Annotated in this window: 10 protein-coding genes; 6 read left to right on the top strand and 4 right to left on the bottom strand. The window is 73.3% G+C overall.

The genetic code is table 11. The annotated features are described in order from the left end of the window. Window positions 1-7 precede the first annotated feature (7 nt). The gene (locus M2302_RS05840) at window positions 8-1,036 is read left to right on the top strand and encodes an ABC transporter substrate-binding protein (RefSeq protein WP_280836936.1); all 1,029 of its coding nucleotides are present in this window, start codon (window positions 8-10) and stop codon (window positions 1,034-1,036) included. Window positions 1,037-1,130: 94 nt separating this feature from the next. Further along, the gene (locus tag M2302_RS05835) at window positions 1,131-2,024 is read left to right on the top strand and encodes an ABC transporter permease (protein WP_280836935.1); all 894 of its coding nucleotides are present in this window, start codon (window positions 1,131-1,133) and stop codon (window positions 2,022-2,024) included. 130 nt (window positions 2,025-2,154) lie between these two features. Here the strand turns inward: M2302_RS05835 and M2302_RS05830 are convergent, their stop codons facing one another. Continuing rightward, the gene (locus tag M2302_RS05830) at window positions 2,155-3,336 is read right to left on the bottom strand and encodes an ABC transporter substrate-binding protein (RefSeq protein ID WP_280836934.1); all 1,182 of its coding nucleotides are present in this window, start codon (window positions 3,334-3,336) and stop codon (window positions 2,155-2,157) included. Window positions 3,337-3,771: 435 nt separating this feature from the next. Here M2302_RS05830 and M2302_RS05825 point away from each other — a divergent pair, with 435 nt between their 5' ends. From M2302_RS05825 to M2302_RS05810, 4 genes are all read left to right on the top strand, one after another. Then, window positions 3,772-7,023, top strand: a complete 3,252-nt coding sequence (locus M2302_RS05825; RefSeq protein WP_280836933.1) for a sensor histidine kinase — start codon at window positions 3,772-3,774, stop codon at window positions 7,021-7,023. Continuing rightward, window positions 7,020-7,427 (top strand): roadblock/LC7 domain-containing protein, encoded by a 408-nt coding sequence (locus M2302_RS05820; RefSeq protein ID WP_007465177.1) that lies wholly within the window; start codon window positions 7,020-7,022, stop codon window positions 7,425-7,427. The genes M2302_RS05825 and M2302_RS05820 overlap by 4 nt, the downstream gene beginning before the upstream one ends. 89 nt (window positions 7,428-7,516) lie before the next feature. Further along, window positions 7,517-7,879 (top strand): DUF742 domain-containing protein, encoded by a 363-nt coding sequence (locus tag M2302_RS05815; protein ID WP_088960287.1) that lies wholly within the window; start codon window positions 7,517-7,519, stop codon window positions 7,877-7,879. Continuing rightward, window positions 7,860-8,480 (top strand): ATP/GTP-binding protein, encoded by a 621-nt coding sequence (locus tag M2302_RS05810; protein ID WP_088960288.1) that lies wholly within the window; start codon window positions 7,860-7,862, stop codon window positions 8,478-8,480. Before M2302_RS05815 ends, M2302_RS05810 begins: the two co-directional genes overlap by 20 nt. Window positions 8,481-8,492: 12 nt before the next feature. Here the strand turns inward: M2302_RS05810 and M2302_RS05805 are convergent, their stop codons facing one another. The 3 genes from M2302_RS05805 to nirB are packed head-to-tail and all read right to left on the bottom strand — an operon-like array spanning window position 8,493 to window position 12,492. Continuing rightward, entirely contained in the window at window positions 8,493-9,581 is a 1,089-nt protein-coding gene (locus tag M2302_RS05805; protein ID WP_280836932.1) for a uroporphyrinogen-III synthase, read from the bottom strand. Beyond that, window positions 9,581-9,928: a nitrite reductase small subunit NirD gene (nirD, locus tag M2302_RS05800; RefSeq protein WP_154941851.1), complete on the bottom strand. Its 348-nt coding sequence runs from the start codon at window positions 9,926-9,928 to the stop codon at window positions 9,581-9,583. Before nirD ends, M2302_RS05805 begins: the two co-directional genes overlap by 1 nt. A 32-nt stretch (window positions 9,929-9,960) precedes the next feature. Next, entirely contained in the window at window positions 9,961-12,492 is a 2,532-nt protein-coding gene (nirB, locus tag M2302_RS05795) for a nitrite reductase large subunit NirB (RefSeq protein WP_280836931.1), read from the bottom strand. Window positions 12,493-12,528: the final 36 nt, after the last annotated feature.

Raw genomic sequence — 12,528 nt, 5'->3', positions numbered from 1 at the left:
TGCACTGATGAGAAGGCTGACCCGTACGGTCGCCGCGGCCGCCCTGGCCACCGCCCTCGCCCTGGTCTCCGCGTGCAGCAGCGGCTCGGACGACTCCGACGCCAAGGGCGGTGACGGCAAGGCGTTGGAGAAGGTGACCTACCTGACCTCCTTCGGCAACTTCGGCCGTGACTCGTACGCCTGGGTGGCGAAGGAGAAGGGCTTCTTCAAGGAGGCCGGCTTCGACGTGGAGATCAAGCCGGGCCAGGGCACCGGCTCGGTCATCCAGACCGTCGTCGGCGGTCAGGCCGACTTCGGCCCGATCGACCTGACCGGTGGCCTGCTCCAGCTCGGCAACGGCGCCGCCAAGGACTTCGTGGTGGTGGCGGCGATCCAGCAGCGCACCATGGCCGCCGTGGTCACCGTCGAGGGCAAGAACATCGCCACGCCGAAGGACCTGGAGGGCAAGAAGCTCGCCGACACCCCCACCTCCGTGGTCCGCCAGCTCTTCCCGACGTACGCCCGCCTCGCCGGCGTTGACGCCAGCAAGGTGACCTGGGTCAACGGCGAGGCGCAGACCCTGATGGGCACCCTGGCCTCCGGCACGGTCGACGGTATCGGCCAGTTCGTGGTCGGCCAGCCCACCGTCGCGGCGGTCACCAAGAAGAAGCCGATCGTGCTGCCCTACAGCGAGGTGATGCAGGACCTCTACGGCAACGCGCTGATCACGTCGGCGAAGCTCGCCAAGGAGAAGCCGGAGATGGTCAAGCGCTTCACCGCCGCGCTGCTCAAGGGCCTGGAGTACGCCCTGGGCAACCCGCAGGAGGCCGCCGAGCTGCTGAAGAAGAACGTCGCCGCCACCGTCCCGGCCGCCGCCGCCGCCGAGCTCCAGCTGATGGCCGGGTACGTCCGGTCCAGCAACTCCGGCACCGCCATCGGCACCCTGGACAACGAGCGGGTCGCCAAGAGCATCGCGCTGCTGCAGGGCGCCGGCGCGCTCAAGCAGAACATCACCCCGGACCAGATCATCGACTTCAGCCTGGTGCCGAAGGCCTGATCGACACCGACCGTGCCACGGGGGTGCGGTCACCGGGACAGGGACCGGTGGCCGCGCCCCCGTGGCCGTGCCGGCCCCGGGCCGGCAGGAGAGGATGGGACACGTGACGCAGATCCGTACCCGCTCCGGAGCGGGGGAGGCGGAGCGCGACAGGGCCGCCGCGGCCGACCCGCCCGGGGTGCCGACCACGCCACCGGCCGCCGCGGCGTCGCGGCGCCCGCAGGTACGCCCGGCGACGGTCGGCCTGCCGCTGCTCGGCCTGGTGATCGCGGTGACCGTCTGGTGGCTGGTCACCTCGGGGTTGAAGCTGGTCCATCCGGCGTCCCTGCCGCCGCCGCAGGACGTCTGGGCGGCGCTGACCGCGGCGGCCGACGTGCTGCTGCCGGCGCTGGGGATCACCACGCTGATGACGCTGCTGGGCTTCGTGCTCTCCGCCGCCGCCGGGGTGCTGATCGGGATGGCGCTGGCCGCCTCCCGGCGGGCCGAGCGGATGTTCGCGCCGCTGCTGGTGGCGATCAACGCGGTGCCGAAGATCGCCCTCGGGCCGCTGCTGGTGGTCTCGGTCGGCTGGGGCGAGAAACCCATCCTGACCATGGTCTTCCTGCTCTGCTTCTTCCCGATCGTGCTGTCCACCGCGACCGGGCTCACCACCACCCCGGCGGACCTGGCCGAGCTGGCCCGGTCGCTGAACGCCTCGTGGTGGCAGGCGTTCCGCAAGGTGCGCTTCCCGGCCGCGCTGCCGCAGATCTTCGTCGGGCTGAAGGTGGCGATGCCGCTGGCCGCCATCGGCGCGGTGATCGGCGAGTTCTACTCCGACAAGCCGGGCCTCGGCTACCAGATTCTGCAGTACAACGGCATCGGGGACACCGCCACCGCCTGGGCGGCGATCGTGCTCATCGCGGCGATGAGCATCCTGCTCTACGCCGCTCTCTCCCTGGTGGAGCGCCTCGCCCTGCCCTGGGTGCGCGCCACCACCAGCGCCCGCTGACCACGTCGACCGTTGACCTCGACGTCAACCGTCCGAGTTGCGAGATCGCCCGAGGTGTGGCCCACCGTCCCCGGCGCAGGGATCAAGCCTGACAGTGAGGAGCCGGGGACGGTGGGGCCACACCGCCCCCTCAGCCGGCCAGGCGCCAGCGCCCACCCCGGGCGACCAGCGTCGTCAGCGCCTGGGGCATCAGCCCGGAGTGGTTGTCCGGCGTCATCCGGATCGGTCCGGACAGCCCGTCCATCTGGGACGTCTCCAGCACGTCCCGGATGCCGTCCCGGTTGACCTGGTCGGCCGGGCCGCCGGCCCGCAGCGCGGCGTCGGCGATCAACTGGACGGCGTCGGCGGCGAAGGAGGAGAAGCCGTTGTAGCCGCCGAACCGGGCGGTGTAGTCCTGGAACCACTGCCGCCGGGCCGCCTTGGCCGGGGTGGTGGCGATGACGTCGTCGATCACCATGGTCTGGGTGAAGATCAGGGTGGCCCGCTCGGTGGACCGGGCGGCGTTGCCGAGGAAGAGGTCGCCGGCGGCGGCCGCGTCGAGGAAGAGCGACCCGGAGAAGCCCGCCTCCTGCGCGCTGGTCGCGGCGAGGGAGGCCTGCTCCGGCGGGGTCCAGAGCAGCAGCGCCTGCGCCTCGCCGGAGGTGAGCAGGCGGACCGGCTGGCTGACGTCGGTGTCGGTGGTGCGCACCGCCTCGTTGCGGACCAGCCGGATCTTGGCCTTGCCGAACTCGCCGCGCAGCGCGGTCAGGCCCTCCCGGCCGTAGTCGTCGTCGCTGTGCAGCACGGCGACCTTACGGATGCCCTTTCGGCGCAGTTCCGTGGTGAGCGCCGCGGCGCTGTCGGCGGCGTTGGGGGCCAGTTTGAAGATGTACCGCCGATCGGCGACCGGGTTGGAGATCGCGCTGGACGGCGCGAGCGCGATGGTGGGGATCTTCTTCTCGTTGATGGCGAGTACGGCGCCGACGGCGCATTCGTTGCAACCGCCCATGATGATCGCGCTGACCTTGGAATCGCCGCTGAAGTCGGTGATGTTCCGCAGTGACTCACTGGCGTCGGAACGGTTGTCCTTCACCTCGAGCCGGATCTTTCGGCTGCCCAGGGCGCCGGACGTGTTCAGCTGCTCGATCTTCAGTTCCAGCGCGCGCTGGTACGCCTTGCCGACCGGGGCCGCCGCACCGGAGAGTTCGAGGTCCGCGGCGATGACGATGGGGCTGGTGGCCTCCTGCCCCGCCCCGAACGAACAGCCGGTGAGCGTGGTGGCCAGCACGGCCGATGCGAGCGCCACGATGGTCGCGGAGCGGATGGGGCTCAACTCAGTCCTCCAGGTGCGGCGCGGGCGCTGCCCGGTCACCGCCGCTAGTCCGTCCTCTGTGGAGATACGGGATTGTCTGCCGTACGGTGTGCGCGAAGCCTGCAAAACCTTGCCAATGCCGGGCCCCGCGGTCAAGCGCGGAAGCCCGATGTGGTTTCGGGACGGCTTTCCCACATGTTGGGGTCATCAGATATTTACCGACGCTCACTTCGGAGACGCGATCGGCCACTCTGGAGTGAGAATGCCTGTTCAGAGCGTGGGCGACAATGAGGCCAAAGGGCGACGAGGCCGCCGGTTGACCGTTTCCTGCCTCACTGCGGCTTCCCAAACGCGATCTTCTCTGATGAAATCGCGGCCGTGCCGCGCGTGGCGCTCTCCGCTGCACCAGGCACGGGTCGGCGGGTCAGGCGTGGAAGATACGACGGAGGCGATGTCGTGAGCACCGGACCGACGACCCTGCCCGAAATCGGCGACGCCGCCCAGCGCGACCGGGGGCGGCGGCTGCCCCGACTGCGGGACGCGCGGATCCGCTCCAAACTCGCCCTCATTCTGGTGGTTCCGGTCGCCGCCGTCATTGCTCTGGCAACTATCCGACTGATCTCCACCGGTGAGGGCGCGTACGACGCCACCCGGATCCGGTCGCTGACCGCGCTCTCCGTCGACGTCTCCGCGCTCACCCAGGATCTGCACAAGGAGCGGATGGCGGCGGCCGGCTACCTGGCCACGCCGCAGCAGAAGGCCGACGACTACAACCTGCGGGTCCGCGCCACCGACCAGCGGATCGGGGAGTACCGCGCCGAGCGCGGCAGGATCGGCGAGGTCCCGTCGGCCGTCCGCGACCGGCTCAAGGTCATCGACGATCACCTGGAGACGCTCAACGGCACCCGCCAGGAGGTGCTCGACCGCCGGCAGATGCCGGTCGCCGAGGCCACCCTGCGCTACGGCATCGTCCTGACCGACCTCGTCTCGTACGGCGACGCCCTGGCGCAGCTCCCCGGCCAGGAGAGCCTCGCCGACGCCCGCCGCGCGGTGGCCGCGTTCAGCCGCGCCAAGGCGGCCGTCGCCGAGGAGGAGGCGGTCGCCTACACCGCGCTCAGCGCCGGCCGGATCGACGAGGAGCAGTTCTCCGCCTTCGTCACCACGCTGACCGGCCAGCAGGAGGCGCTGGTCGCCTTCTCCCTGGCCGCCGACCCGGACCAGCGGGCCCTGGTCGAGGGCACCGTCTCCGGCGACGCGGTCGGCCTCGCCGACCGGGTGGCCGCCGACATCACCCGCTCGGTGGGGCAGCAACCACTGGTCGGCGCGGCCGACGCGAGCGCCTCGATCGGCGCGGTCAACGACCTGATGCGGTGGGCCGAGATCCAGCTCCAGGACCGCCTGCTCGACCGGGCCGAGCAGGCCCGCAGCGACGTCATCCGGCAGGCCGTGATCGAGTCGGCGCTGGTGCTGCTCACCCTGATCATCGCCGTCTCGCTCGCCGTGGTGCTGGCCCGCTCGCTCAACCACTCGCTGCGGCGACTGCGCGAGGGCGCCCTGTCGGTGGCCAACCACGACCTGCCGGACGCGGTGCGGCGGCTGCAGAACATGGGCAGCGTCGGCGAGGGCGGCGTGGACGAGATCGTGCGCCAGGTCCGCGACCCGATCCGGCTGCGCAACCGCGACGAGGTCGGCCAGGTGGCGCTGGCCTTCAACGTCGTGCACCGCGAGGCGGTCCGGGTCGCCGCCGAACAGGCCGCCCTGCGCACCAGCGTCTCGGCGATGTTCCTCAACCTGGCCCGGCGCAGTCAGACGCTGGTCGACCGGATGATCGGCGAGCTGGACGCGATCGAGCGCAGCGAGGAGGACCCGAAGCGCCTCGCCCAGCTCTTCGAGCTCGACCACCTGGCCACCCGGATGCGCCGCAACGACGAGAACCTGCTCGTCCTGGCCGGCGCCGACTCGGCGGTGCCCCGCCGCGACGACGCGCTGCTGGTCGACGTCCTGCGGGCCGCCCAGTCCGAGGTCGAGCTCTACAACCGCATCGAGTTCGGCACCGTCGACACCGACATCTCGGTCTCCGCCCACGCCGTCAACGACGTGGTCCGCCTGGTCGCCGAACTGCTCGACAACGCCACCCGCTTCTCGCCGCCGACCACCACAGTGGTCGCCGACGGCCGCCGGATCCGCGACTACGTGCTGATCCAGATCGAGGACCGGGGCCTGGGCCTCACCGACGAGCAGCTCGACTCGCTCAACCGCCGGCTGGCCGCGCCGCCGAGCGTGGACGTGGCCGCGTTCCGGCTGATGGGTCTGGCCGTGGTGAGCCGGCTCGCCACCCGGTACGGCATCCGGGTGGAGCTGCGGCGCAACGTCGAGGGCGGCACGGTCGCCCAGGTGACGCTGCCCACCTCGACCGTGGTGCTGCCCGCCCACCGGGGCCGGGACCAGTCGCTGCCCCGGTCGCGCCAGCCGCTGGCGGTCGAGCAGCCGCCGCTCACCCCGGCCGGCCTCGGCGATTCGCTGACCAGCGGGCGTACCGGCGCGGCGACGCTGACCGACCAGTGGCGGGCCGCCCCGCCGGCTCCGGCGCCCTGGCAGCCTCCGGTAGACGCGCGGGACACCGCCCCGGCGGTGACGCTCGGCGGCCAGCTTCCGTCCGCGCCCACCTCCGCCGTGCCCGCCACGGCCGTGCCGACGTCCGCGGTGCCGGCCTCGGCCGTGCCGACGTCGGCTGCGCCCACCTCCGCGCTGCCGTTCTCGGCCGCCCCGGCGGAGCCGGCGTACGGAGCCGGCTACCCGACGGGGGCCCAGCCCCTGGTCGACCCGCGGCCGAGGCTGCCGAAGCGGACCCCGGCCGCCGACGCCGCCCCGGCGCTGCCCCTCGGGCCAATCGCCGGCGTGCCGTCGGCACCGGCCGAACCGTTCACCCCGGCACCCCCACCGTTCACCCCGTTCGGGGCGGCACCGGCGGCACCGTTCGCCCCGGCGACCGCGGCCGCGTCGGAGACCCCGGCGGCGCCGTACACCCCGCCCGCCCCGGCGCCGGCCGTCCCGGTGGTGGCCCGCCCGACCCGGCCGGCCGACTCGCCGATCTTCCGGGAGATGGAGGCGGTCTGGTTCCGGTCCCACGGGGACGACGCCACCGCGATCTTCACCCGGCCCAACTTCGACGAGCCGCGGGCCGACGCCTCCGCCGCGAAGCCCGGCCGGCCGCCGCTGCCGACCCGGGTGCCGGGCGCCCCGAACGCGACCGGCACCCCGTCCGTGGGGTCACCCACCGCCGGCACCGCGTCCGTCGGATCGGCCGCCGGGCAGCCGCCGGTCGCGCCGCCGCCCCCGTCGTACGTCCCGCAGGCGGCGCCGTCGGCCCCGCCGGCGACCCCCACCGCCCCGCCGCCCACGGAGCCCGCCACCCCGCCACCCGCGGAGTCGGACGCCTGGCGGACGGCGGCCGACGAAGGCTGGTCCCGGGCCACCCGGGCCGCCGAGCCGGCCACCGGCGGCACCACCCGCTCCGGCCTGCCGAAGCGGGTGCCCCAGGCCCAGCTCGTCCCCGGCGGCATCCAGCCGAAGGACGGGCGGGACCATAGCCGCCGCACCCCCGACGAGGTCCGCGGCCTGCTCTCCGCCTACCACCGCGGGGTGCAGCGCGGCCGTTCGGCCGGTACGGACCAGAACAGCACCTCGACCAAGGAGACGCGCCGATGAACAGGCCAGCTGCCATGCAGGACATGGGTTGGCTGCTCACCAACTTCGCCGACAGCGTGGCGGGTATCGCCCACGTGGTGGCGGTGTCCGCGGACGGGCTGCTGCTCGCCTCGTCGCGGGACCTGCCGGGGGACCGGGCGGACCAGCTCGCCGCCATCACCTCCGGCGTGGTGAGCCTGACCGAGGGAGCCGCCCGGATGTTCAGCGCGGGCGGTGTGCTCCAGACGGTGATCGAGATGGACAGCGGCTACCTGTTCCTGATGTCGATCAGTGACGGGTCGTCGATGGCCGTGCTCGCGGCGCGCAGCTGCGACGTCGGGCAGGTCGGCTACGAGATGGCGCTGCTCGTCGAGCGGGTGGGCGCCGCGCTGGTGCCGCTGCCCCGCGACGCCGTGCGCTCGTAGGCGGGCGGTACGACGCCGGGCGCGCTCGCGCCCGGCGAGGGACAGGCGATCCGGTGCCGGTGGGCTCCGGGCGGAGGAGGTGATGGCGGATGGAACCCCGGCGGGACCCACGCGGGGCGTTGGTGCGGCCGTACGCGGTCACCCGGGGCCGTACCGAGCCGAGCCGGGACATCGCCTTGGAGGCGGTGCTGTCGGCCAGCCTCACCCAGAGTGCGGAAGCGCGCTTCGCCGGGCACGACAAGTACCGCATCGCCACGGTCTGCGAGGGCCGGGCACAGTCGCTGGCGGAAATCGCCGCGTACACCCGGATGCCGCTGGGCGTCACCCGGGTGCTGGTCGCCGACATGGTGGCCGAGGGCCTGCTGACGCTACACACTGCCGCTCCGGCCGAGGGCTACGAGGAGCGGATGAACCTGCTGGGAAGGGTGCTAAGTGGACTTCGCGAACTATGACCCCGCCGGGGCGCGCCGCAGCCGGGAGATCATCTCCGCGAAGATCGTGGTCGCGGGTGGCTTCGGCGTGGGCAAGACGACAATGGTCGGCGCCATCTCCGAGATCACGCCGCTGACCACCGAGGCGCTGATGACGGCGGCCGGCGTGGGCATCGACGACCCGTCGAAGGTGCCCGGCAAGGAGACCACCACGGTCGCCATGGACTTCGGCCGGATCACCATGGCGCAGGATCTGATCCTGTACCTGTTCGGCACGCCGGGGCAGACCCGGTTCTGGTTCATGTGGGACGAGATCATCCGGGGGGCGGTGGGTGCCGCCGTGCTGGTGGACACCCGCCGGATCACGGACGCCTTCGCGCCGCTGGACTACTTCGAGAACCGGAACCTGCCGTACGTGGTGGCGCTGAACCGGTTCGACGACGCGCCGCAGTACGAGCCGGAGGAGGTCCGCGAGGCGCTGGCCATCTCGCCGGACGTGCCGCTGGTGATGTGCGACGCCCGGCGGCGGGACTCGGTGAAGCAGGTGCTGGTGACCGTGGTCGAGCACGCCATGCTGCGGCTGGAGTCCGAGCACGGTCGGGGCTACGCCCCGGTGGGCTGAACCGCCTCCGGGTCAGTCGACCCGGAGGCGGTAGCCCCGCTTGACCACGGTCTGCACCACGCTGGGGGCCTGGAGCCCGACCCGCAGCCGGGCCACCGCCATCTCCACCGCGTGCTCGTCCGCGCCCCGGGGCAGGGTCCGCAGCAGCTCGGTGCGGGACAGCACCCGGCCGGGCGACGCGGCGAGCGCCCGGAGCACCGCCATCGGGGCGGGCGCGAGCGGCCGCAGCTCCCCGTCGACCACGGCCGCGTGCCCGCGCAGGGTCAGCAGGTGCCCGGCGGCCTTGACGGTCACCGTCCGGCGGGGCAGCTCGTCGACGATCTGCCGGACCAGTGCCCCGAGGCGGGCCCGGGCGGGCGCGCTGACCGGTACTCCCCGGCGGACCAGGGGCTCCGCGGTGACCGGGCCGACGCAGCTGGCCAGCACGTCCCCGCGCATCGCCTCCAGCACCGTCTCGGCCCGGTCGCCGGCCGCCCGCAGCAGCGCCTCCGCCGCCGGCGCGGAGGTGAAGGTGACGGCGTCGACCAGCCGGCCGGCGACCAGGTCGATCAGCCGGTGCAGCGGGGCCGGGTCGGTGGGCGGCGCCCAGCGGTAGACCGGTACCTCGATCACGGTGGCTCCGGCCGCCTCCAGCGCCTCGGTGCACTCCGGCTGCCGGTCGCCGTGCAGCTGCATGGCGATGACCTGACCGGCCACCCCCCGCCGGCACAGGTGGTCGATCACCTCGTCGCAGCTCTCCGACTCCGGCGACCACTGGTCGTGCAGCCCGGCGGCCCGGATCGCGCCACGCGCCTTGGGTCCCCGGGCCACCACGTACGACTGGGACAGCACCGAGCGCAGCGGCTCGGCGAGCCCCCAGCCCTCGGCCGCCTCCAGCCAGCCGCGCATCCCGATGCCGGTGTTCGCCATCAGGATGTCCGGCGGCCGGTCCAGGCAGGCGCGGGTGGCCTCGCGCAGGTCGCTGTCGTCGGCCAGCGGCACGATCCGCAGGGCCGGGGCGAGCACCACCCGGGCACCGCGGCGTTGCAGCAGCGCGGCCAGTTCGTCGCGCCGCCGGTCGGCGGTGACCCCGATGGTGAAACCGGCCAGTTCCTCCCGCATCACTCCTCCTGTCGCAGCCGCACCTCGACCAGCCCGTCCCGGCAGCGGACCCGGTGCACGGGCAGCGTCACGCCGGGCAGGTCCAGGCAGCGCCCGGTACGCAGGTCGTAGACCTGCTTGTGCAGCGGGGAGGCGAGGGTCGGCACCCCGCCGCGGCTGCCCACGATGCCCCGGGACATCACGTACGCGCCGCCGACCGGGTCGAGGTTGTCGACCGCGAACAGCTCGCCGCCGGTCGAGAAGAGCGCCACCTGTACGCCGTCGACCAGCGCGGCGACGCCCCGGTCGGGATCCAATCGGTCGAGGGGGCAGACGGCCGTCCAGTCCAGGGTGCTCGTCAGGCTCATCGACCTGCCTCCGTCCACGGTGCTCGTCGGGCTCATCGCCGTACCTCCGGAAGGCCGAGGGCGACCGGCTGGCGGCGGCGGTCGGTCGCCGGGGTGGCTGGTGCGCCGCGGGCGGGCACCGGTTGCCCGCGCTCGACGGCGAAGCTGATCGACGGGTCGGGCACGTCCGGGGCGTTGACGAAGGAGGTGAAGCGGCGCAGCCGCTCCGGGTCGTCGAGGACGTCGCGCCACTCGTCGGAGTAGGCCGCCACGTGCCGGGCCATCGCCGCGTCGAGGTCGGCGCAGAGCCCGAGCGAGTCGTCCACGATCACCGAGCGCAGGTGGTCGAGGCCGCCGTCCATCGCCTCGATCCAGGCGGCGGTGCGTTGCAGCCGGTCGGCGGTGCGGATGTAATACATTAGAAATCTATCGATCAGCTGGATCAGTGCTTCTGTGGATAAATCAGTGGCGAAGAGGTCGGCGTGCCGGGGCCGGAAGCCCCCGTTGCCGCCGACGTAGAGGTTCCAGCCGGTGTCGGTGGCGATGATGCCGAAGTCCTTGCTGCGGGCCTCGGCGCACTCCCGGGCGCAGCCGGAGACCGCCGACTTGATCTTGTGGGGGGCGCGCAGGCCCCGGTAGCGCAGCTCCAGCGCGATGGCCAGGCCGACCGAGTCCTGCACTCCGTACCGGCACCAGGTCTCGCCGACGCAGGACTTCACCGTCCGCAGCGCCTTGCCGTACGCGTGGCCGGACTCGAAGCCCGCGTCGACCAGCCGCCGCCAGATCTGCGGCAGTTGCTCGACCCGGGCGCCGAACAGGTCGATCCGCTGCCCGCCGGTGATCTTGGTGTAGAGCCGGAAGTCGCGGGCCACCTCACCGATCACGATCAGCTTCTCCGGGGTGATCTCCCCGCCGGGGATCCGGGGCACCACCGAGTAGCTGCCGTCGCGTTGCAGGTTGGCCAGGAAGTGGTCGTTGGTGTCCTGCAACGACGCCTGCTCGCCGTCGAGCACGTGCCCGGTGCCGAGCGAGGCCAGGATCGAGGCCACCACCGGCTTGCAGATGTCGCAGCCGCGTCCCCGCCCGTGCTCGGCGATGAGCCCGGAGAAGGTGCGGATGCCGCGCACCCGGACGATGTCGAAGAGTTCCTGCCGGCTGGCGTCGAAGTGCTCGCAGAGCGCGGTGGACTGCTTCACCCCGGCCGCGTCGAGCAACTGCTTGAGCATCGGCACGCACGATCCGCAGCTGGTGCCGGCCCGGGTGCACGCCTTCAGCGCCGGCACGTCCGTCGCGCCGCCGGCGATCGCGGTGTCGATGTCGTCGCGGGTCACCGCGTTGCAGGAGCAGACCTGCGCCGCGCCGGGCAGCGCCCCGGCCCCGGCGCCCGCCCCGCCGGCCGGGGCCAGCAGCGCCAGCGGGGGAGCGGGCAGCGGCCCGCCGACGCTGGCCCGCAGCGTGGGGTAGGCGTTCGCGTCCCCGACCAGCACGCCGCCCAGCAGCGTCTGCGCGTCGTCGGAGAGGACCAGCTTCGCGTACGACCGGGTGGCCGGGTCGGTGAAGGTCACGTCCAGGCAACCCGGCGTCGTGCCGTGCGCGTCGCCGAACGAGGCCACGTCCACGCCGAGCAGCTTGAGTTTGGTGGCGGTGTCCGCCCCGGGGAAGGTCGCCGACCCGCCGAGCAGCCGGTCGGCGACGACCTCGGCCATCGCGTACCCGGGGGCGACCAGGCCGTGGCAGGTGCCGTCGACGGCCGCGCACTCGCCCACCGCCCAGATCCGCTCGTCGTCGCTGCGGCAGGTCGCGTCGACCAGCACCCCGCCGCGCGGGCCCAGCGCCAGCCCGGCGGCCCGGGCCAGCTCGTCGCGGGGGCGGATGCCGGCGGCCACCACCACCAGTTCCGCGTCGACCGTGCTGCCGTCGGAGAGCTCCAGCCCGGCCACGACGCCGTCCGGGCCGGGGCGCAGCGCGGTGGTGGCCACCCCGAGGTGGGTGGAGACCCCCAGCTCCTCGACGTACCGGCGCAGCATCGCGCCACCCGCCTCGTCGACCTGCACCGGCATCAGCCGGGGCGCGAACTCGACCACGTGGGTGGCCAGGCCGAGCAGGCGCAGGGCGTTGGCCGCCTCCAGGCCGAGCAGGCCGCCGCCGATCACCGCGCCGGTACGCCGACCCCGGGCGTGCGCCCGGATCGCCTCCAGGTCGTCCAGGGTGCGGTAGACGAAGACCCCGGGCAGCGCCGCGCCGTCCACCGGCGGCACGAACGGGTACGACCCGGTGGCCAGTACCAGCGCGTCGTACGGGTGCTCGCCGGCCGCGGTGGTCACCACCCGCCGTTCCCGGTCGACGCCGGTGACGGCCTCGCCGAGGCGCAGGTCGACCCCGTCGTCGGGGGTGTGCAGGTTCAGCTCGTCGGCACTCACCCCGTCGAAGAACGCCGAGAGCCGCACCCGGTCGTACGCCGCCCGGTGTTCCTCGGCGAGCACCGTCACCCGCCACCGCCGGTCGTGGTCGCGGGCGCGCAGCGCCTCGACGAACCGTTGTCCGACCATGCCGTTGCCGACGACGACCAATCGTCCGCCGGTCATCGCGTCACCTCCTCGGGGTCCGTCGCGTCAATTCCG

The sequence above is a fragment of the Micromonospora sp. A200 genome, from assembly GCF_029893845.1.
GTDB classification, from domain to species: domain Bacteria; phylum Actinomycetota; class Actinomycetes; order Mycobacteriales; family Micromonosporaceae; genus Micromonospora; species Micromonospora purpureochromogenes.
This window is presented reverse-complemented; position numbering and strand designations above follow the sequence as displayed.